At 68.8% G+C, this 21,435-nt stretch carries 16 protein-coding genes; 6 read left to right on the top strand and 10 right to left on the bottom strand.

Annotated elements, in window-relative coordinates; genetic code table 11:
- Window positions 1–15 precede the first annotated feature (15 nt).
- The gene (locus tag OB895_RS09340) at window positions 16–3,237 is read left to right on the top strand and encodes an efflux RND transporter permease subunit (protein ID WP_042537960.1); all 3,222 of its coding nucleotides are present in this window, start codon (window positions 16–18) and stop codon (window positions 3,235–3,237) included.
- Window positions 3,238–3,358: 121 nt separating this feature from the next.
- Here OB895_RS09340 and OB895_RS09335 read toward each other — a convergent pair whose 3' ends face one another.
- The gene (locus OB895_RS09335; protein ID WP_079112163.1) at window positions 3,359–4,255 is read right to left on the bottom strand and encodes an aldose 1-epimerase family protein; all 897 of its coding nucleotides are present in this window, start codon (window positions 4,253–4,255) and stop codon (window positions 3,359–3,361) included.
- Window positions 4,256–4,548: 293 nt separating this feature from the next.
- Between OB895_RS09335 and OB895_RS09330 the strand changes: the two genes are divergently transcribed.
- Complete coding sequence (locus OB895_RS09330) at window positions 4,549–6,876, top strand: DEAD/DEAH box helicase (RefSeq protein ID WP_079113894.1); 2,328 nt, start codon at window positions 4,549–4,551, stop codon at window positions 6,874–6,876.
- A gap of 394 nt (window positions 6,877–7,270) precedes the next feature.
- On the opposite strand, the gene OB895_RS09325 is transcribed toward OB895_RS09330, so the two are convergent.
- Both OB895_RS09325 and OB895_RS09320 read right to left on the bottom strand, forming a co-directional pair.
- Complete coding sequence (locus tag OB895_RS09325; RefSeq protein ID WP_079112164.1) at window positions 7,271–7,810, bottom strand: YaeQ family protein; 540 nt, start codon at window positions 7,808–7,810, stop codon at window positions 7,271–7,273.
- Window positions 7,811–7,862: 52 nt separating this feature from the next.
- Window positions 7,863–8,924: an Rv2578c family radical SAM protein gene (locus OB895_RS09320; protein WP_079112165.1), complete on the bottom strand. Its 1,062-nt coding sequence runs from the start codon at window positions 8,922–8,924 to the stop codon at window positions 7,863–7,865.
- An 83-nt stretch (window positions 8,925–9,007) separates the two neighbouring features.
- Between OB895_RS09320 and OB895_RS09315 the strand changes: the two genes are divergently transcribed.
- On the top strand, window positions 9,008–9,943 hold the full coding sequence (locus tag OB895_RS09315) for a M15 family metallopeptidase (protein WP_042537952.1): 936 nt from the start codon (window positions 9,008–9,010) through the stop codon (window positions 9,941–9,943).
- Window positions 9,944–10,106: 163 nt separating this feature from the next.
- The gene (locus OB895_RS09310) at window positions 10,107–11,270 is read left to right on the top strand and encodes an acyl-CoA dehydrogenase family protein (protein WP_042537950.1); all 1,164 of its coding nucleotides are present in this window, start codon (window positions 10,107–10,109) and stop codon (window positions 11,268–11,270) included.
- 224 nt (window positions 11,271–11,494) lie between these two features.
- Here OB895_RS09310 and OB895_RS09305 read toward each other — a convergent pair whose 3' ends face one another.
- From OB895_RS09305 to OB895_RS09285, 5 genes are all read right to left on the bottom strand, one after another.
- On the bottom strand, window positions 11,495–12,070 hold the full coding sequence (locus OB895_RS09305; protein WP_079112166.1) for an ECF transporter S component: 576 nt from the start codon (window positions 12,068–12,070) through the stop codon (window positions 11,495–11,497).
- A 110-nt stretch (window positions 12,071–12,180) separates the two neighbouring features.
- Window positions 12,181–13,056 carry a siderophore-interacting protein gene (locus OB895_RS09300; RefSeq protein WP_079112167.1) on the bottom strand — a complete coding sequence of 292 codons (876 nt, stop codon included), beginning with the start codon at window positions 13,054–13,056 and terminating at the stop codon, window positions 12,181–12,183.
- 11 nt (window positions 13,057–13,067) lie between these two features.
- The gene (locus tag OB895_RS09295) at window positions 13,068–13,886 is read right to left on the bottom strand and encodes an energy-coupling factor transporter transmembrane component T (RefSeq protein WP_079112168.1); all 819 of its coding nucleotides are present in this window, start codon (window positions 13,884–13,886) and stop codon (window positions 13,068–13,070) included.
- The gene (locus OB895_RS09290; RefSeq protein ID WP_079112169.1) at window positions 13,883–15,679 is read right to left on the bottom strand and encodes an ABC transporter ATP-binding protein; all 1,797 of its coding nucleotides are present in this window, start codon (window positions 15,677–15,679) and stop codon (window positions 13,883–13,885) included. Before OB895_RS09290 ends, OB895_RS09295 begins: the two co-directional genes overlap by 4 nt.
- Before the next feature lie 91 nt (window positions 15,680–15,770).
- On the bottom strand, window positions 15,771–16,313 hold the full coding sequence (locus OB895_RS09285) for an ECF transporter S component (protein WP_079112170.1): 543 nt from the start codon (window positions 16,311–16,313) through the stop codon (window positions 15,771–15,773).
- Between the two features lie 166 nt (window positions 16,314–16,479).
- On the opposite strand from OB895_RS09285, the gene OB895_RS09280 reads away from it, so the two are divergent.
- Window positions 16,480–19,512: a S8 family peptidase gene (locus tag OB895_RS09280; RefSeq protein WP_194286000.1), complete on the top strand. Its 3,033-nt coding sequence runs from the start codon at window positions 16,480–16,482 to the stop codon at window positions 19,510–19,512.
- 59 nt (window positions 19,513–19,571) lie between these two features.
- Here the strand turns inward: OB895_RS09280 and OB895_RS09275 are convergent, their stop codons facing one another.
- Window positions 19,572–20,534: a pirin family protein gene (locus OB895_RS09275; RefSeq protein ID WP_079112172.1), complete on the bottom strand. Its 963-nt coding sequence runs from the start codon at window positions 20,532–20,534 to the stop codon at window positions 19,572–19,574.
- Window positions 20,535–20,598: 64 nt separating this feature from the next.
- Between OB895_RS09275 and OB895_RS09270 the strand changes: the two genes are divergently transcribed.
- On the top strand, window positions 20,599–20,976 hold the full coding sequence (locus OB895_RS09270; RefSeq protein WP_042537935.1) for a hypothetical protein: 378 nt from the start codon (window positions 20,599–20,601) through the stop codon (window positions 20,974–20,976).
- Between the two features lie 70 nt (window positions 20,977–21,046).
- Here the strand turns inward: OB895_RS09270 and OB895_RS09265 are convergent, their stop codons facing one another.
- Window positions 21,047–21,364 (bottom strand): GNAT family N-acetyltransferase, encoded by a 318-nt coding sequence (locus OB895_RS09265; RefSeq protein ID WP_079112173.1) that lies wholly within the window; start codon window positions 21,362–21,364, stop codon window positions 21,047–21,049.
- Window positions 21,365–21,435: the final 71 nt, after the last annotated feature.

Raw genomic sequence — 21,435 nt, 5'->3', positions numbered from 1 at the left:
GAGAGAGAACCCGCCTTGTCGAACCTCGCCGTCCTGAGCCTCAAGAACCGCGCACTGATCGCGTTGATCACGATCGTCGCCGCCGTGTTCGGCGGGCTCGCTCTGACGAACCTCAAGCAGGAGCTCATCCCGTCGCTCGAGCTGCCCAACCTGATGGTCATGACGACCTACCCCGGCGCCTCGCCCGAGGTCGTCGAGAACGACGTCTCGACGCCCATCGAGTCGGCGATCCAGGGTGTTCCGGGCCTTGAAGGCACCACTGCCACCAGCACGACGAACGCCTCGATCGTGCAAGCCACGTTCGCCTACGGAACGAACCTCGCGACGGCAGAGCAGAAGATCCAGCAGGCGATCAACCGCATCTCGGGTCAGCTTCCCGAAGACGTGAGCCCGCAGGTGCTGACGGTGTCGATCGACGACTTCCCGGTGATCCAGGTCGCCGTGACCGGCTTCGAGGATGCCGAGAACGCGCAGGCGGAGCTCCAGAACGTCGCGATCCCCGAGCTCGAGGACGTCGACGGCGTCAACGCCGCGGAGATCATCGGCGGCGTCGGCCAGCGCATCACGATCACGCCCGACGTCGCGAAGCTCGCGGCGGTCGGTCAGAGCACGCAGGCCATCACCACGGCGCTGCAGCAGAACGGCACGCTGTTCCCCGGCGGCGACATCACCGAGAACGGTCAGACGCTCACCGTGCAGACCGGTGCGAAGATCACGTCTGTCGATGAGCTGGCGGCGCTGCCGCTCGTCGGCACGAGCGAGACGATCGGCGACGTCGCCACCGTCGTGCAGGAGACCGACCCCGTCTCGTCGATCTCGCGCGTCGACGGCAAGGACGCCCTGTCGATCTCGATCACCAAGCTGCCGGCGGCGAACACCGTCGAGGTGTCGCAGGGGGTCATCGCCGCGCTCGACACGCTCGAAGAGGCTTTCCCCGACGCGAAGTTCACGATCATCTTCGACCAGGCGCCCTTCATCCAGCAGTCCATCGAGACCCTCGCCACAGAGGGCCTGCTCGGACTCGTCTTCGCCGTGATCGTCATCCTCGTGTTCCTGATGTCGATCCGCTCGACGCTGGTCACGGCGATCTCGATCCCGACCAGCGTGCTGATCACCTTCATCGGTCTGCAGGCGTTCGGGTACTCGCTGAACATCCTCACCCTCGGCGCGCTCACGATCGCGATCGGCCGCGTGGTCGACGACTCGATCGTCGTGATCGAGAACATCAAGAGGCACTACGTCGGCGACGCCGACAAGGGAGACGCGATCCGGCTGGCCGTGCGCGAGGTGGCGATGGCCGTCACCTCGTCGACCATCACCACGGTCGCCGTGTTCCTGCCGATCGTGTTCGTCGGTGACATGGTCGGCGAGCTGTTCCGACCGTTCGCCATGACGGTGTCGATCGCGATGGTCGCCTCACTGCTGGTGTCGCTGACCATCGTGCCGGTGCTCGCCTACTGGTTCCTCCGCCCGGGAAAGCCGCTGCTCGACGAGAACGGCGTGCAGATCGACCCGGAAGACCCCGATGCGCCGCCGACGCGGCTCCAGAAGGCATACCGCCCGATCCTCGGGTGGACGCTGAAGCACTCCGGGCTGACCGTGATCCTCGCGGTCGTCGTGCTCGGCGCGACGCTCGCCGCCGCACCGCTGATGAAGATCAACTTCCTCAGCGACTCGGGCCAGAACACCATGACCGTCACGCAGGACCTCGGTCCGACCGCGAGCCTCGAGACCAAGTCGGAGGCGGCGATCGCCGTCGAGGACGCGCTGCTCGACATCGACGGCATCACCCACGTGCAGGCCTCGATCGGCTCGAGCGGATCCGCTCTGCGCGACGCGTTCTCCGGCGGAGCCGGCGTGACCTACTCGGTGCTCACCGACGCGGATGCCGACCAGGAGAAGCTCCGCGCCGATGTGCAGGATGCCATCGAGGGACTCACCGACGTCGGAGAGGTGTCGGTCGCCGCGTCTGCCGGACTCGGCTCGAGCGACATCGAGATCACGGTCTCGGCATCCGACTCCGAAGACCTGCAGACCGCGACGACCGCCGTCATCGACGAGCTCGACGGTCGAGACGGCATCGGACAGGTCACCGACAACCTCGCCGCAGCGCTGCCGTACCTCGCCGTGGTCGTCGACCGCGACGCCGCGGCGCAGCGCGGACTGTCCGAAGTGGCCGTCGGATCGATCGTCTCGAACACGATGCGCCCGGAGCAGGTCGGAACCGTCGAGATCGACGACACCGCGCTGACGGTCTACCTCGCAGCGTCCGAGCCGCCGACCACCGCGCAGGCCCTGCGCGAGCTGGCCGTCCCGAGCGCGACCGGTGTGGTGCAGCTGCAGGACATCGCCACCGTCGAGGAGCGCAACGGCCCGACCTCGATCACCACCGAGCAGGGACGCCGCACCGCCACGATCACGGTGCCCCCGGCATCCGACAACCTCGCCGTGGCGACCCAGTCGGTCACCGAGGCGCTCGCTGCGGTCGACCTGCCTGACGGCGCATCGGCCGAGGTCGGTGGCGTCGCCTCGCAGCAGGCCGACTCGTTCTCGCAGCTCGGACTCGCGATGCTCGCCGCGATCCTGATCGTCTACGTCGTCATGGTCGCGACCTTCAAGTCGCTGCGGCAGCCGCTGCTGCTGCTCGTGTCGGTGCCGTTCGCGGCGACGGGCGCCATCCTGCTGCAGATCGTGACGGGCGTGCCGCTCGGCGTCGCGTCGCTGATCGGTGTGCTGATGCTCATCGGCATCGTGGTGACGAACGCGATCGTGCTCATCGACCTCGTGAACCAGTACCGGGAGAAGGGGCTGTCGACCATCGACGCCGTGAAGGCCGGTGGCGAGAAGCGTCTGCGACCCATTCTCATGACAGCGCTCGCGACGATCCTCGCGCTCACCCCGATGGCGCTCGGCATCACGGGTCATGGCGGCTTCATCTCGCAGCCGCTCGCGATCGTGGTGATCGGCGGACTCCTCTCGTCGACCGTGCTCACGCTGATCGTGCTGCCGACGCTCTACAACCTCGTGGAGGGTGCGAAAGAGCGACGCCGGGCCCGTAAGGCGGGTTCGGGTGACGACGGGTCTGCGCCGACGAAGGATGCCGAGCCGTCGGACGGGCCCGTGCCTGCCGATGGCCTGGCGCTTGCGGGCGCCTCCAGCGGAGGTGCCGCTCCGGCCTCGGAGTGGCCGCACGCGAACCAGCTGACGCGGCGCGAGCTTCGCGAGCGCGGCGAGTAGCCGCATCCGCCGTCCACGATTCAGCACGACTGAGCTCGATGCCCGCCCGGAAGCGTTTCCGGGCGGGCATCGGCGCGTTTCTTGCTGAGTTGTGAACCGGGGCGGTCGAGCTCAGTCGAGCTCAGTCGAGCGTGATGCCCCATTCGAGGGTCCAGGTCTCACCGGGATTCAGGCGGCGCAGGCCGACTCCGCTGTTCAGTGCATCGGCCGGCGCGGTCATTGGCTCGATCGCGACGGCGAGGGACTGCCCCGGATACTTGTCGGTCGTGTAGACCTGCACGACGTCGAATCCCGCACCCTGCCAGAGGGTGAGTCGACGCCCGTCGGGTGCGGTGAGTGAGTGCCGGACGAGTCCGTCGGCGTCGCGCGAGAGGTCGGTGAACCCGGTGTCGAGAGTGATGTCGCCGAGGCGCACGCCGTCGCGAAGCGCCCCCTCGGCCGGGCGCGTGCCCACGGGCAGCATGCGCTCGTCGGTGTCGATGGCAGTCTGCGCCGGAACCCGCAGCACGAGGTCATGGGGATCCACGTCGCCGATCGTGAGGAACGGGTGCGTGCCGAGCGCGACCGGTGCTTCGGTGGCAGAGCGGTTGGTCAGCGCGTGCGTCACGTCGATCCCGTCGGCGCGCAGCACGTAGGTGACACTCGTCTCGATCAGATACGGGTAGCCCGTCTGCGGGAAGATCGTCGCGCTCAGCGTCGTCGCCGACGCGGAATCCGCGATGTCGTAGGCCGCGAAACGCAGCAGGCCGTGACTCGCGTTGCCGAACTTCGGCTCGGTGATCGCCAGCTGCCGCTCGGTGCCCTCGTCGTTCCAGAGTCCGTCCCTGACCCGGTTCGGCCAGGGCGCGAGCACCACGCCGGAGCAGGAGGGGGTGGGCGAGTCGAGCGGATACGGAGCGATCAGATCGACAGCGCCGATGCGGAGGGAGCGGAGCGAGGCGCCGACCTGCGCGATCTGAGCGCTGACGTCGCCGAGCTGGAGGTGCACCTGTGTGCCGGTGGGGGATGCGGAGTTCACTCCGCAATCGTATGGCGACCCGCATCCGCCATGGGGCAGGGGAGTCTTTCAGGTGCGACCGCTACACTTGATGCGTCGGCTTCGGACACCCGCGCAGTGCGCGGACGTTTTTGTGTAAGAAGTGTGAGTCCAGGGGCCGATGGTGAGCGTCGCTCGACGCTAATCAACCATCACATGAATGGCCCCGGCCGCTGACAGTCCGGAAACCCCGCGTGGTCGCATCCCACCGCGCGCAGGGTACCGCGCATGTGCGCGGCGCCGTTCTCGTGGCGAGAACTCAGAAGGACACACTCATGCCCAAGAACAAGAAGCCCCGCGGCGGACGCCCCTCCGCCAACTTCGAGCCGCGTTACGGCGCGAACAAGACGTCGTTCCACGACCGCCACAACGGTGGCCGTGACGGCGCGCGCGACACCCGCGATTCGCGTGATGCACGCGGTGGACGTGCGGATGCCGGTGAGCGGCGCACTCCCGCGGCCGGATACGACCGTCGTCCCGGCAGCCGCAGCGTCGGCCACCGCGGCTACCGCCCGGCCGAAGAGGGCGCCGCACCCAAGCAGCGCTGGTCGTCGCAGGAGCGTGCGGGTCGCGACGAGTCGCGCGGCATCCGCAACCGTGCCGAGTCGGGTCGCCGTGAGGCACCGCACAGCCGTGACGACCGTCCGCGCTACAACGACCGCTCCTCCGCGGGCTTCGACCGTCCGCGCCGCGATGACCGCGGCGGACAGCGTCCGACCGGTCCCGGCACGTACCGTGATGAGCGCGGCGGCCATCGTGACGAGCGTCCGCGCCGTGACGACCGCGGTGCCGGCACGCAGCGCCAGGGCTTCCGCGATGGCGATCACCGCGACGGCGGACGTCCGGGTCGCGACGACCGCCGTGACCAGCGTTCCGGTGGCTTCCGCGACGACCGCGGTGGCCAGCGCTTCAACCGCGACGACCGCCCGCAGCGCGACGACCGCGGCGCTTCCGAGCGTCCGCGCTTCAACCGCGACGACCGCGGCGCATCCGAGCGTCCGCGCTTCGACCGCGCAGCATCCGAGCGTCCCCGCTTCGACCGTGACGACCGTCCTCGTCGCGACGACCGTGGCGCAGGCCCGCGCCGTGATGACCGTGGCGGTGCCGAGCGTTCTGAGCGCTCCTACGACGCCGACCGTGCGCGTCGTGCCTTCGACCGTGACCGCACTCAGCGTTCGATCGAGGGTGGCCGCGACGAGCGTTCGCGTCCCTCGACCGGTGGCGCGTACCGCACCGATCGTCCCCGCCCGCTGACGTCGGACACCCGTGGACGGCCGTCGCGCAACGAGCGCCCCAGCCGCAACGACTGGAACGCCACATCGAGTGCGGCCCCCGCCAAGAAGTTCGAGCCGACCGACGACGTCGTGCACGAGCGCCTCGAGGCGAAGTCCGTGGCGGCCGTCGAGGTCGACGGTGTGACCTTCGGCGACCTCGGTCTCGGATCCAACATCGTCGAGACCCTCGCCGGCATGGGCGCGGCGACGCCGTTCCCGATCCAGGCTGCCAGCATCCCGGCAGTGCTCAAGGGTCGCGATGTCCTCGCCCGCGGTCGCACCGGCTCGGGAAAGACCATCGCGTTCGGTGCTCCGCTCGTCGAGCGTGTGCTGCAGTCGCAGGCGGGCAAGCGCCGCGAATTCGGCCGCAAGCCCCGCGCGATCATCCTCGCTCCGACGCGCGAGCTCGCGCTGCAGATCGACGGCACGATCCAGCCGATCGCCCGCAGCGTCGGCCTCTTCACCACGCAGATCTACGGTGGCGTGCCCCAGGGCCGCCAGGTGGGCGCGCTGAAGAAGGGCGTCGACATCGTCATCGGCACACCCGGTCGCATCGAGGACCTGATCAACCAGGGCAAGCTCGACCTCTCGGACTGCCGGATCGCCGTTCTCGACGAGGCCGACCACATGTGCGAGCTCGGATTCGTCGAGCCCGTGCAGCGCATCCTGCGTCACACGGCCGACGGCAGCCAGAAGCTCCTCTTCTCGGCCACGCTCGACCGTGAGGTCGCGGCCCTCGTCGACGAGTTCCTCGTCGACCCGGCCGTCTACGAGGTCGCGGGCGAAGACCAGGAGTCGAGCACCATCGAGCACCGCGTGCTCGTCATCGAGCACCGCGACAAGGCCGACATCCTCACGTCGCTGGTCGACCGCGCGGGCAAGACCCTCGTCTTCGCCCGCACCCGTGCGTATGCCGACATGCTCGCCGAGCAGTTCGACGACGCCGGCATCCCCGCGGTCTCGCTGCACGGTGACCTCAACCAGGCCAAGCGCACGCGCAACCTCGAGCGTCTGACGTCGGGCCGCGTGAACGTGCTCGTCGCCACCGACGTCGCCGCCCGCGGCATCCACGTCGACGACATCGATCTGGTCGTCCAGGCTGACGCACCCGACGAGTACAAGACGTACCTGCACCGTTCGGGCCGCACCGGTCGCGCCGGTCGCTCGGGCCGCGTCGTCACGCTGATCACGCGTCAGCGTCAGCGTCGCATGACCGAGCTGCTGCAGCGCGCCGAGATCGACGCTCCGTTCGAGAACGCTCGTCTGAACGACGACCTGATCGAGGAGATCGCCGGTCGCATGCCGACCGCGTCAGACCTCACGGCCTGATCCGCCGCCGACGAAGGCCCTGTCCCCGCATCCGCGGGGGCGGGGCCTTCGTCATGTTCGTCCGGTTCGCCGGGGCTGTGTGCGTCGCCGGATCGGCGGCACGGGGCGTCGGGGTCTCACCCTCTTCGGGGCGTGTGATCTGCTTCGGCGCGTGGGGCGACGTCTTCGGGAGGAGATCTGCGCCTCGGGAGGACTCATCGGTCGGAATCGTCCGCCGGAAGCGCAGTCGTCCGCCCGAAGCGCAGTCGTCCGCCGGAAGCGCAGTCCTCCGCCCGAAGCGCAGTCCTCCGCCGGAAGCGCAGTCGTCCGCCCGAAGCGCAGTCCTCCGCCCGAAGCGCAGTCCTCCGCCCGAAGCGCAGTCGTCCTCCCCGAAGCGCAGTCCTCCGCCCTGCGCTCAGCCGAGCTGGTGCTCGTGGATCGCCGTCGTCAACGTCGTGCCGTTGAGGTCGAGGTAGAGCACCTGCTCGGTGACGGTGAGCGTCATGGTGTTGCGGCGCTCGATGAGCGGTGCGGCGGAGTCGATGAACCCCGCATCGAAGCTGAAGACCCGGATGTCCTCCGAGCGGTGGATGCGCTTGTCTGCCCAGGGGGCCATGACCTTCGCGGGATCGCGATGCGTGTAGACGACGGTGCGCTCTGCCAGTCGGCTGCCGTAGTGCAGGCGCTCGGCATCGGGCGCTCCGATCTCGATCCAGGCCCTGATCTGGCCGGTGAGGTCGCGGACGAGGACGGCCGGCTCGTCGGTCTGCGAGATCCCGCCGCCGAATGCGATGCCTTCTGCGAACTCGAGTCCGTACGCGAGCACGCGGGTGAGCATGTACGCATCGGTCTCCGACGGATGCCGTGCCGCACGCAGCGAGAAGTCGTCGTACACACCGCGATCCATGTCGGCCAGTTGGACTTCGAACGTGTGCATGGTGGAGCCGATAGCCATAACGTCCGAGCCTACGCGCCCGGGGCGTTGGCCGCCGACGCGTCCTGTTCCCTCAGAACAGCATCGGCTGCGCAGGGGCAGGCGACGGGGTGAACGCCGGCGCCGGGCGCCCGTGCGGCGCGGACCCCCGGATGCCGCGCACCGGGTAGTCGTCTTCGTGCTGGCCGTCGAGGCCGTGCAGCCTGATGAGCGGCCGTGCCCGCTTGGCGAGCCATTGGCGATAGCCCTTCGGCGCTTCGGCCGAGACGCCCGGATACAGTCCCCGGTACGACGAGACCAGGTCGGGACGGAACTCGCCGAGCCACTGCATGAACCAGGGCTTCACACCGGCGCGCAGGTGGAGGGCGCCGTAGATGACGCGATTCGCTCCCGCCTCCTTGATGCGTCGCAGCGCTGTGTCGATCGCCTCGACGGAGTCCGTCATGTGGGGCATGATCGGCATCAGGAACACGGTCACCCTGAAGCCCGCATCCCGGAGCGCTCGCACCGTGTCGAGCCGAGCCTGCGTCGTCGGGGTGCCCGGTTCGATCGCCTTCTGCAGCTCGTCGTCGTACATCGCGATCGACATCTGGATGTCGACGGGCACCCGCTGGGCCGCCTTCACCAGCAATGGGATGTCTCGCCGGATCAGCGTTCCCTTGGTGAGTATCGACATCGGGGTGCCCGACGCGGCGAGGGCGTCGATGATCCCCGGCATCAGCTTGTACCGGCCCTCGGCGCGCTGATACGGGTCGGTGTTCGTCCCCAGAGCGACGGTCTCGTGCTCCCAGCTGCCTTTGCGCAGCTCTCTCTCCAGCACTTCGACGACGTTCACCTTCACGACGATCTGAGAGTCGAAGTCCGAGCCGCCATCGAGATCGAGGTACTCGTGGGTGCCCCGAGCGAAGCAGTAGACACACGCGTGACTGCATCCGCGATACGGGTTGATGGTCCAGGCGAACGGCATGCGCGATGCGCCGGGAACATGGTTGAGCGCGGACTTCGACAGCACCTCATGGAACGTCATGCCCGCGAAGTCGGGAGTGGTCACCGTGCGGAGCACCCCTGTGCGCGCCTCGAGGCCGGGCAGGGCGGCGTCATCGACGTCGCCGAGTTTCTGCCCTTGCCACCGCATGCCGATAATTCGAACATACTTACGATGGAACGTCAACTCGGGGTGGGAATTCTGTTCGATCGGACTTAAGGGACAATGGAAGCATGTTCTTCCCGCCGCAGCCTCAGCATGCGGCACAGCGCTCTCCGATCCGCGGACCCGCCTTGCCCATCGGTCTTGCGGTGACGGCGATCGGCGTCCTGCTGTCGATCGCGGGCGCGCCCATCGCCGCATCCGCGCCCGCGGAGATGGCGATGCCGGAGCCGCTGGTGGTGCAGGAGGTGCCGGCGGTCGAGGTCGGTGCGACCACCGCGGCCGATCCGTGTTCGGAGCCGAGCGTGCTCGAGGCGATAGCGGTCGCCGACGATTCGGCCATCATCGCCGGTTTCGGCGGCGGCGAGAGCTTCCGGGCCGCCGTCGTCGCAGGCAACGCGCCCTGCATCGCGCTCGACGACCCCGCTCATGTCTGGGTGGTCGTGAACAAGGCGCGTCCCCTCGCTCCGCTCTCTTTCGCGCCTTCGTCCCTCGCCGACCTTCCGCTGCAGATGACGACTCGCTCGGGGCAGGCCCGCACAGACGTCGCCGCGGCAGTCGGAGAGATGGCCGATGCCGCCGCCGCCGAGGGAGCGGGCCGCATCGGCGCGAACAACGGCTACCGGTCATACGACCTGCAGGTCGCGACCCACGCATCGCATGTGCGCAACAGCGGCCAGGCCGGGGCGGATGCCTCGTCGGCGCGTGCCGGGCACAGCGAGCATCAGACCGGGCTCGCACTCGATCTCGTGGCCTGCGACTCGTCGTGCGGAGCCATCGAGTCGTTCGGGGCGACCGTGCAGGGCGAGTGGATCGCGGCGAACGCCTGGGAATACGGCTTCATCGTCCGATACGAGCAGATCGGTTCGGGGATCACCGGGTACAAGCCGGAGCCGTGGCATCTGCGCTACCTCGGACGCGAGCTCGCGGCCGCCTACCACCAGGGCGGATATCACACGCTGGAGGAGTTCTTCGGGCTCCCCGCCGCTCCCGATTACACCCACTGACCGCGTCTCGCGCATGTCCGGATCGGCCCGATTGCGGCATCCGACAATCGCGGTACCCAGTCCCACGGATTGTGGGATGCATTCTCACAACGGGCTGTCGTGGTGTCGGTGACCCGGCATAGAATCGCCGGAGCAAAGACGCACGAACGTTCAGGAGGACGCAATGGAACGCGACATCTACGAAGAGGATCACGAGGCATTCCGCGACCTCGTCAAGGACTTCGTCAAGCGCCACGTGAGCAACGAGGCGATCGAGCGGTGGGATGCCGCGGGTGAGATCGACCGGGCGACCATGCTCGCGGCGGGCGAGGCGGGCCTGATCGGACTGTCCGTGCCCGAGGAGTTCGGCGGAGCCGGGATGCTGCAGGACTACCGATTCCGCACGGTCGTGATGGAGGAGGTCATCGCCTCCGGCGCGGGTTCGCTGGCCGGCGCCTTCGGCATCCAGGACGATCTGGCTGTTCCGTACCTCGTGCACATGGGCACGCAGGAGCAGAAGGAGAAGTGGCTGCCCCGCATGGCCACCGGCGAGGTTCTGGGCGCGCTCGCCATGACCGACCCCGGCGCCGGCTCCGACCTGCGCGGCATCAAGACCAACGCCAAGAAGGTCGACGGCGGCTACATCCTCAACGGCGCGAAGACGTTCATCTCCTCCGGCTCGACGGCCGACGTCGTCGTGACCTTCGTCAAGACCGGCGAGGGCAACCGTCCCGACGCCTTCAGCCTGCTGCTCGTCGAGAAGGGCATGGAGGGCTTCGACCAGGGCAAGAAGCTCAGCAAGATGGGCTTCCACGGCTGGGACACGGCTGAGCTCAGCTTCACCGACGTGTTCATCCCCGACGAGAACCTCATCAGCGGCAAGGAGGGGCAGGGCTTCATCCAGCTGATGCTCAACCTGCCGCTCGAGCGCCTCTCGATCGGCGTCGCCGCGGCCGCGGCCGCTCAGGCCGCCCTCGACTGGACCGTCGCCTACACGAAGGACCGCGAGGCGTTCGGCGAGCGCATCGCCGACTTCCAGAACACCCGCTTCCGGCTCGCCGACATGGCGGCGACCACCGACGCGATGTGGGCGTACATCGACCGCGCACTGCTCGCCTACAAGAACAGCACGCTCAGCGCCGAGGACGCCGCGAAGGTCAAGTTCTGGGCGACCGAGCGCGAGTGGGAGGTGCTCGACATGGGCGTGCAGCTGCACGGCGGCTACGGCTACATCATGGAGTACCCGATCGCCCGGGCCTTCACCGATGCCCGCGTGCACCGCATCTACGGCGGAACGAACGAGATCATGCGCGACCTCGTCGGTCGTCAGATCGTCGGCAAGCGCTGACGCACCGAAGATTCGAAGGGCCCCGGATGTCGGCATCCGGGGCCCTTTCTCGTGGTGCCGGGTCCACCCCGAGTCGGCTCGTGGGCGAGTGGATCGGCTTCGCTCCGCACATATTCGGCGGGCAGGAGCGACGCACCGGAACCGGATGCCGGAGCGCGGCACGCCGCGAGTCGGCATCCGAAGCTGTGTCCGGACGACAGGCACCTGACGGGGTCCTGCCCCGGTCAGCGCGGCAGCCGTGCTCCCACGCCGGCCTTCCGCAGGCGGTCGGCGATCAGGATGCCGAGGGCAGTCGCCCCGAGGCAGCTGGCGAGGATCACGGCGAAGAACGTGACCTGCAGGGGCAGCTCGAAGCTGCCGAGGTTGAACGAAGTCCAGGCGAGCACCGGGTAGACGATGCCGACGATCGCGGCGCCGAGATAGTGCAACCAGGTTCCCCAGTAGCGCCAGAGCACGAAGAGGAACGGCAGCTCGGTGAACGCCGCCCACCACAGGTTGGTGGCGACGCTGCTGAAGCCGTATCCCGAGAACGGGACGATGACGAGTCCGGCCAGCAGGCCCACCAGCAGGCCGACGAGAGGGCGGCGCAGCAGACGCAGGGCGATGACCGAGGGGAGCAGCCAGAGTCCGGCGAGCCCGACGCTGACGAACGGGAGACCGGGGAAGAGGATCGTCGAGATCCAGTTCGCCGGCGCGAGCAGCGCTCCACCGGCGACACCGAGCGCGGCACATGTCAGGAGGATCGCCGTCGGGAACCGGAAGCGCGAGCGTCCGCCACCGGTGCGTGGTCGATTCTGCATCCCAGAAGGCGATTTCGGATGCGTTTCTGACCGCTCACCACCGTCGGGGGCCGAATCCGCGTAGGGGTTCGAGTCCGCGGCATCCGCTCCGGGCATGCCATCCGCGCCGCTCATGCGAGGGGCTCCGCTGCCGCTTCGCGGGCTGCCTTCGACGTCGGCGACGCAGCGCCGATCTTCCAGTACCCGCAGAAGCTGACGTCGTTCTTGTCTACGCCGCGCTCGCCCACGAGGTGCTTGCGCGCACCGGATGCGAGCGACTGCTCGCCCGCCGCGTAGGCGTGGAACGGCGCGTCGGGGAGCGTCAGCTCGCGCAGTCGAGCCAGAGCGAAAGACCCGGGGTCGAACTCGTGCGGGCGCACGAGCCAGACCAGGTCGACACCGGCCGGATGCGGGAAGTCGAGCGCGTCCTCCTCGGACGGCACCTCGATGATCGCCGTGCCCGTGGCGTGCGCGGGGAGCGACGCGCAGATCGAGGCGATCGCCGGCAGCGCCGTCTCGTCGCCGACCAGCACGACGCGGTCCGTTCCGCGCTGCGGGTTGAACGTCAGTCCCTCGTCGATGATCAGCACGTGCTCGCCGGGCGCGCAGGTCTCCGCCCATCGCGAGGCGGGCCCGGCCGTGCCGTCGGCCGCAGACCCGTGCAGCACGAAGTCGACGTCGATCTCGGCGCCTGACTCCGTCGTCGCCGGGCGGTGTGCGCGCACGCTGTAGTTGCGCATGACGGGGCGTTCGCCGTCGGGGATGCGCAGGAACTTGAGATACCCGAACATCTTGTTCGCCTTCGCCGGCACTCGGTCGAGGCCCGCGTCGCCGCCGATCGGCAGGAACAGGCGGAACCACTGGTCGAATCCCATCGGATGGAACTTCTCGATCTCGCCTCCCCCGAGGGTGACTCTCATCCAGTGCTCGGAGAGGCGCTGGGTGCGCAGCACGCTGAGGTGGATGAGCTCGGACGATTCGGGCTTGACCAGTTTGCTGTATGCCATGCGGGCGCCTTTCAGGGCAGCTGCCAGGGGAAGAAGAGCACGAAGATCGCGGCGGATGCGGTGATCGACGCGATGATGAAGACGGTGTCGCGGGTGCGGAACGGCACGAGATGACGCTCGGTGCGTGTCGGGTGGGCGCCGAAGGCGCGGGAGTCCATGGCGAGAGCGACGCGCTCGGCGTGGCGGATCGCTCCGGCGAGCAGCGGCACGATGTAGCCCCAGCCTCGGGCGATGCGCGCGAACGGACCGCTGCCGCCGTGATGACCGCGCACCCGATGCGCGGCACGGATCACAGCGAGCTCGTGGCCGAAGCGCGGCACGAAGCGGAAGGCGGCGAGGGCTGTGTAGCCGATCCGGTAGGGCACGCGCAGCTGCTGCACGCTGGCGCGCACGAGGTCGGGGCCGGTGGTGGTGAGGCCGCCGACGAGCGCCAGGGCGACGATCGCACCGAGTCGGAGGGCGGTGGCGAAACCGATCTCAAGAGCGCCCCGGTACAGCGTCCACTCGCCGATCTGCAGCGCGGCATGGGTGTCGTCGACGAGCGACGCATCGACCCACAGCGAGAACCCGACGCCGATCGCGAGCATGCCGACCGGCAGCGCGACGAACAGCAGCGCGGCCGTGCGCCAGGTCACGCGGGAACCCGCGACGATCAGTGCGAGAGACAGCACCAGGAAGGCGGCGGGTGTGGCGAGGTCGCGCACGAAGATCAGCAGCACCATGGCCGGGGCGACTCCGGCGACCTTCGCCAGCGGGTTGAGCGCATAAAGGAACTGGCGCGGAGAGGATACCGAGACGGCGGCGTACGGGTCGAAGACGTGCGCGCTCATGCGATCGCCTGCCCCGCTTCGGCCAGCACGCGCTGCAGCGCCGGGAGCCGGAGCCCCGCCTCGACGAACGGCGCCTCATCGCGGAAGAGCTCGTCGGTGCGATCGGCGGCGTGCACTCGACCGTCCTTGAGGATGACGGTGTGCGACGTGTGCTCGGCGACGAGCTGGAGGTCGTGGGTCACGATGACGATCGTCGTTCCCTCAGCGCGCAGATCGCGCAGCAGCGCGAGGAGCTCGGAGGCCCGCGCGCGATCCTGACCGAAGGTCGGCTCGTCGAGCGCCAGCACCTGCGGACGGGTGATGAGGGCCGTGCCGACCGAGAGGCGTCGCTTCTCTCCGCCCGACAGCAGGAACGGGTGCACGTCGGCTTTGGCTTCGAGACCGAAGCGGGAGAGCATGGCATCGACGCGCTCGCGCGTCTCGGCATCCGGGGTGTGCCGCAGACGAAGCCCGTGGGCCAGCTCGTCGAACACCGTGTGGGCGATGAACTGGTGCTCGGGATTCTGGAACACGAACCCGATGCGGCTCGCGAGCTCACGCGGCGACGCCGAGCCGGGGTCGATGCCGTCGACCGTCACCTGGCGCTTCGGCGGCGGCACGACTCCGGCCAGGGCCTGCAGCAGGGTGGTCTTGCCTGCGCCGTTCGTGCCGATGATCGCGGTGAGGGTTCCCGGCTCGATGTCGAGATCGATGCCGTGCAGGATCTCGGTGCGGTGGCGGCGCACGGTGAGACCGCGGGCGCTGATGATCGGTGCGGTGTCGCCGGTGTCGCCGGTCTCGGTCGTCGAGCCGCGACCTGCGTCCGTCTGCAGGACCGTGGCACGAACGTCGGCCGAAACAGCGTCATCTGGTCCTGCATCCGTGCCTCGGTCCTGCAGACGGTTCGGGCGGGAGGCGGCGGACGAGGCCGCGCCCGGGCTCTGCAGGTGGTTCACCCGCGTCACGGTCAGCGCCGCGGCGAGCTCGGAGGGGGTGAGGGGGAGTTCGTCGAAGTGCGCCCCCGCATCCTGCATCCGCAGTGCAGCCAGAGTGGCACCCGGCAACCAGACCCCCATGGCCATGAGCTCGGGGGCGTGCGTGCGGATGATCTCGGCCGCCGGGCCGTCGAACGCCACGCGTCCGGCACGGTCGAGCACGATCGTGCGGGTGACGAAGCCCATCGCCGCGTCGAGGTTGTGCTCGACGAGCAGGATGGCCCGATCGCCGGCGGCGACCACATCGGTCAGTGCGGCATAGACATCGTCGATGCCCTGCGGGTCGAGGTTCGCGGTCGGCTCGTCGAGCACGATCAGGGGCGACCCCATGGCCAGTGCGCACGCGATCGCGAGGCGCTGACGCCCGCCGCCCGACAGCCGGTCGGGGTTCTCGTCCCGTCGCTCCCACAGGCCGACGCGACCGAGAGCGTCCGCCGTCCTGGCGTGCACCTCGTCGAGGGGGAGCAGCAGATTCTCGGGTCCGAACGCGACCTCGTCGTAGACGGTGCCGGTGACGATCTGCGCATCCGGGTCTTGGAAGACCATCGCGACGTGGGTGCTCAACGACGCGGTGTCGCCTTCGGCCGTGCTGACGCCGCCGGCGTGGACCGCGCCCGTCATGGTCGCCGGCACGGCATGCGGGACGAGCCCGTTGAGAGCGAGCGTGAGCGTCGACTTGCCCGAACCGGAAGGGCCGAGGAGCAGCACGACCTCACCGGTGCCGATGTCGAACGTGACGTCGTGGGGCGAGGGGCGCACCGCACCGGCGTGGGTGATCGAGAGGTCACGCACGCTGAGAAGGGGCGCGGATGAGCGCACGGCATAACCCCGGTTTCGGCGGATCGGTACCGTTCTAACTTAGCTGAGCCTTACCTGAATCGCCACGCGCCGGATCGGCCGCGATCGACGCTCAGCGCCGGGCCACGCCTGCCCGGCTCAGGGCGCCGCCGATCGCCAACCCCACGGCCGTCCAGGTGATGGGGCCGAGCACCGAGATCAGGAGATAGGCGATCTGCGCCCATGGCGGCAGCACGGCCAGGTGAGCGGCGAAGAACACCACGACCGCCACGATGACACCGATGACCCCGGCCGAGATGAAGAAGCGCCACGCCCCCCACGAGCGGTACCGCGTGAGTGCGGCGATGCCCTCCTGGATCGCGCCGAACAGCAGCGCGGTGCCGATGAAGCGCAGCGTCCAGGCCGGGTTGAAGGCGCTCGAGATGAGCGCGGCGATGACGTGCGTGACGAGCGCGACCAGGGGGCGGCGCAGCACCTCCTGGGCGATGATGCCCGGAAGGACGTGCGAGCCGAGGACGAGGCCGTAGAGGAATGCCGGGCCCGCGAGAACAGGGAGCGTGATCCAGCCGGCGATCCCTCCGAGGAGGCCCGTGGCGACGCCGATCGCGGCGCAGACCAGCAGCACGCGGGTCGTCAGGACGGGGGAGGATGCCACTCGTCCAGCCTACTGTCGACCATCGGCGACACGGCTGGCCGTTCGTCCAGGAATAATCCCCGACTCTGGTGTGTGGACGGAAGCCCGGCGTAGCTTGAACGGCGGTGCGGCAACGCAGTCGCACCGTGATCATCGGGAGAAGCGCATGGGTCGAACACCCCTCCGGATGGCAGCGGCCACAACCCTGGCAACGCTGTTCATCGCATCGACGGCAACCGCAGGCTACGCAAGCACGGAGGAGGTGAACCACCCCACTCCGGTCGAAGGCACGCCCGGTCACTACATCGTCGTGCTGAAGTCCGATCCACTCGCGAGCTACACCGGCGACGTCAACGGCCTCAAGGCGACGAAGCCGGCCGAGGGCGAGCAGCTCGAGAGGCAGTCGCAGGATTCGCAGCGCTATGTCGAGCATCTCGAGTCCGAGCAGCAGACGATAGCGCAAGAGGTCGGGGTCACCCCGGAGAACACCTACCAGGTGGTGCTCAACGGCTTCAGCGCCGAGCTGTCGGGAGAGCAGGTCGACAAGCTCCGTGCGTCGAAGGACGTCTACGGCGTCTACCCCGACTTCATCCGTCACCCCGACGCGCAGACCTCGACGGACTTCCTCGGTCTCGGCGACGACAAGAAGGGCCGCGGCGGCGTCTGGCAGCAGACCGGCGGTGTCGACAAGGCCGGCGAGGGCGTGGTCGTGGGTGTCATCGACACCGGCATCGCCCCCGAGCACCCGTCGTTCGAGGGCAAGAACCTCAAGAAGCAGCCCAAGAAGGACAAGCGCCACAAGGGGAATCAGCCGTACACCGACGGCACCTACGTCTACTTCGACAAGTCCGACGGCGGTCAGTTCCAGGGAACGATGGTCGAGGCCCAGGAATGGGACAAGGGCGACTACTCGACGAAGCTCATCGGCGCCCAGTACTTCTACACCGGCGCCGAGGCGGCAGGATTCGACTTCCAGTACGACTACCTCTCGCCGCGTGACGGCGACGGCCACGGTTCGCACACCGCGAGCACGGCGGCCGGCAACTTCGGTGTGAAGGCCTCGATCGAGGACGTCGACTTCGGCAGGATCTCGGGGGTCGCACCCGGTGCCAAGGTCGCGGCCTACAAGGCCTGCTACGTCGGACCCGACGAGGCGGTAACGACCGACGACATCTGTGCCGGCAGTGACCTGATCGCCGCGATCGACCAGGCCGTCGCCGACGGGGTCGACGTGATCAACTACTCGATCGGCGGTGGAGCGGCGTCGACCGTGCTCGCGCCGGAGGACATCGCGTTCTTCAACGCGGCCGCCGCGGGCGTCTTCGTGGCGACCAGCGCCGGCAACGACGGCCCCGACCCGGTCACGGCCGATCACGCGTCTCCGTGGTATACCACGGTCGCCGCCTCGACGATCCCCACGTGGGAGGGCACCGTGCAGTTCGACGGCTTCGCCCAGGCCGGTGCGTCGGTGAGCGTGCCCTTCGGCACGACGGTCACCGGACCGTCGATCTACGCGGGCGATGCGCCGGCTGCAGGTCAGGCCGCCGCCGATGCCGCGCTGTGCCTCCCCGGCACGCTCGATGTCGCGAAGGTCACCGGTCACATCGTGGTCTGCGACCGAGGCGGCAACGCTCGCGCCGAGAAGTCGCAGGTCGTGAAGGATGCCGGTGGCATGGGCGTCGTGCTCGTCAACGTGCCCGGTGCCGCCGACTCGCTCGACAACGACTTCCATGCCGTGCCGACCGTGCACCTCGCCTCGGTGCATCGCGCAGCGGTGCTCGCCTACGTGCAGGGCGGCGTCGACCGTCCGATCACGCTCGTGGGTGAGAACACGACCGGAGTGGTGACGCCCGTGCCGCAGATCGCCGGATTCTCGAGCCGCGGCCCGATGCTGGCAGACGGCAGCGACATCATGAAGCCCGACATCGCCGCCCCGGGTGTCGCGATCCTCGCGGCCACGCAGAACGCTCCCGGAGAGGCGCCGACGTTCGGCATCCTGTCCGGCACGTCGATGGCCTCTCCGCACATCGCCGGTCTCGCGGCGCTCTATCTCGGCGAGCGGCCGAACGCCAAGCCCGCCGAGATCAAGTCCGCGATGATGACCACCGCATACGACACGGTGAACCCCGACGGCTCTGCCAACAAGGACCCGTTCCAGCAGGGCGCGGGTCAGGTCGACCCGAAGCGCTACTTCAACCCGGGTCTGCTCTATCTGAACGACGTGCCCGACTGGGTGGCGTTCCTCGAGGGCAAGGGCCTGGCCGACTTCCCCGGCGAGCCGATCGACGGCAGCGACCTGAACGTCGCGTCGTTCTCGATCGGATCGCTCGCCAGCGCGCAGACGGTCACTCGCACGGTCACAGCGACGGAGAAGGGCACGTTCACGGCATCCGTCGATCTGCCCGGCGTGAACGTGACGGTGGAGCCGTCGACGCTGAAGTTCGACAAGCCGGGGCAGACCGCGACCTACACGGTCACGTTCGACAACCAGAGCGCACCGGTCGAGCAGTGGGCGACCGGATCGCTCACCTGGACGAGCAAGAAGAACACGGTGCGGTCGCCGATCGCGGTGTTCCCCGTCACGGCGGATGCTCCGGCCGAGGTCGAGGGCACGGGAGTCGACGGTTCGACCACGGTCGACATCACTCCCGGCGTCGACGGCGCTCTCGCGCTCGGGGTGTCGGGCCTCACGCCGTTCACGCTGCTGGAAGACCCGGACGGCCGGGTCGTCGGCCACTCGGGTGACGAGGCATCGGGAGACGCGAACAAGGACGTGTCGTGGATCGTCGACGTGCCGGAGGGCACGACGCTCTCGCGCTTCGACCTCGACTCGTCGGATGACACGGGCAGCGACCTCGACCTCACGGTCTATCGGGTCGTGAGCCCCGACGACCTGCGCTACTACGAGCGCTGGCAGTCGGCGACGGGGTCGGCCGACGAGCGGGTGACGCTTCCTGCACCGACGGCCGGCACCTACCTGGTGGTCGCGAACGTCTACTCGACCTCGGCGCCGATGACGTGGGACATGACCTACGCCAACGTGCAGCCCGAGGGTGAGGGGGCGTTCACGGCGACCCCGAACCCGATCGAGGCCGTGCGCGGCCAGGCGACGAGCTACGAGCTCAGCTGGACCGGCCTCACCGCCGGCACCCGCTATCTCGGACTCGTGCAATACGGTGAGTCCGCCGTGCGCACGATCGTGACGGTCGACGCGCAGTAGCAGTCACAGGCGACGCCCCGTGCTCTTCGGAGCGCGGGGCGTCGTCATGCGCTGTGGAGTCAGATCTTCCGACCGCGGGGCATGAGCCGCACGTCGGGCAGGGGAGGTGCGGGGATGCGCACGTCGTGCCCCTCGACGACGCCGAAGCGAGCGGATGCCGCCTCCCACTCGGTGCGCGCCTCGACGATCTCGTCGTGATCACGTCCGGCGAAGTTCCACCACATGACGATCTCGTCGGCGAACGGCTCGCCTCCGATGAGGAAGAGCAACGCACCCTGCACGCTCGTCACCTCGACGGCACCGCGCGAGTCGCCCAGGTAGAGCATCTCGTTCTGGGTCATCCCGTGCGTCGCCACGTCTGCATCTCCCTCGACGAGCATGAGGGCGTGCTCCCATTCGGGGCGCAGCGGCAGCCGGACGCGGGTGCCGGCCGGCACCACGATCTCGGCGCCGACGATGGGTGTGTGCACGGTGGCCGGTGAGGTGACGCCGGCGAACTCACCGAGAACCACGGTGGCCGTGGCCGACGAGCCTTCGTCGGCCCGAAGCGAGACCTGAGGGAGATCGGTGTGGCGCTCGAAGCCGCCCGCTCCCTGGCGTGCGCCGTCGGGCAGGACCACCCAGAACTGCAGGGCGTCGAGGGGGATGGGGTCATCGCCGATCGAGTACTCGGAGTGCGAGATGCCGTTGCCGGCGGTCATCAGGTTGAGCTGCCCGCGTCGCAGGTCGGCGTCGCTGCCGAGCGAGTCGCGGTGACGGATCTCTCCGACCAGCGGCCAGGTGACCGTCTGCAATCCGATGTGGGGGTGCGGCTCGACCCGCATGCGGGTGTCGGCCGGTCCGAACCGGTCGAGGAAGCACCAGGCCCCGATCGTCGGCAGGTTGCGGTGCGGCAGAACACGCAGCACATTCATGCCGCGCACCCCGCCGAGAGGCACCTCGCGCGGTTCGAGGACGATGCGACGTTCGCCGATCCGTGCTTCGCCGTGGACGTCATCGGATGGGGTCGCGATAACGGTCATCCGATTCTCCTTCGCTCAGGGGCGTCTGCGCACCGGCACTCCGGTGGACTCCTAGGCTCGCCCCATGATGTCTCGACGTTCTCCCATTATCCTGCTCGCCCTCGGCGCCTCGGCGGTGGTGCTGTCGGGTTGCGCCTCAGGCGGCGATGCCGGGTTCTGCGGCCCGCTCCATGACGAGCATGAGGCGGCGGCGGTCGCGTTCGTCGCGCTGGTCCCGGGGATGAACACGGAAGCGGACGTGCAGACGCGGCTCAGCCTCGTCGAGGAGCTCGAGCCGACCCCGGAGCTCGCCGATGACCTGACGGCCTGGACCGACTACCTCACGGTGGGTGCGGAATCGATCGATGACGATCCCACCGCGGTCATCGAGGCGTACGACGACAACGCCAAAGCATCAGGAGAAGCCCTGTTCGAGTACTACATGGGCACCTGTCTGCAGTAGTCGAGCCCTGGAGTCAGGTCATCCCCATCAGGCCATTCCCGCCAGGCCATTCGCCCAGGTCCGAATCCGGTCACGCCTCGGCCGGTGCGGTACCGGGGCGCTTCGGCCAGCGGATCTCGGCGCCGGCGATCTCGTGCGTCGTCAGGTACTTCGCGATGTACGGGCACAGCGGCACGATCGCATCGCCGGAGGCGGCGGCATCCGTCAGCGCCCTCTCGGCGAGGATGCCGGCGAGGCCCTGCCCCTGGAATGCGGGGTCGATCTCGGTGTGGATGAAGCGGATCGCGCCGGGGCGCAGATCGAACTCGGCGTAGCCGGCGAGCGTGCCGTCCGAGCGGATCTCGTAGCGGGATTCTGCGTCGTCGCGGGTGACGGTGATGTCGGTCATCGGGATCTCCTTCAGGCGTCTGCGTCCAACCTACGCCCGTGGAGTTGTGGAGGGGCGGGCCGAGGTCGGCG

It is taken from the genome of Microbacterium forte, assembly GCF_031885415.1.
Lineage (GTDB): Bacteria > Actinomycetota > Actinomycetes > Actinomycetales > Microbacteriaceae > Microbacterium > Microbacterium forte.
This window is presented reverse-complemented; position numbering and strand designations above follow the sequence as displayed.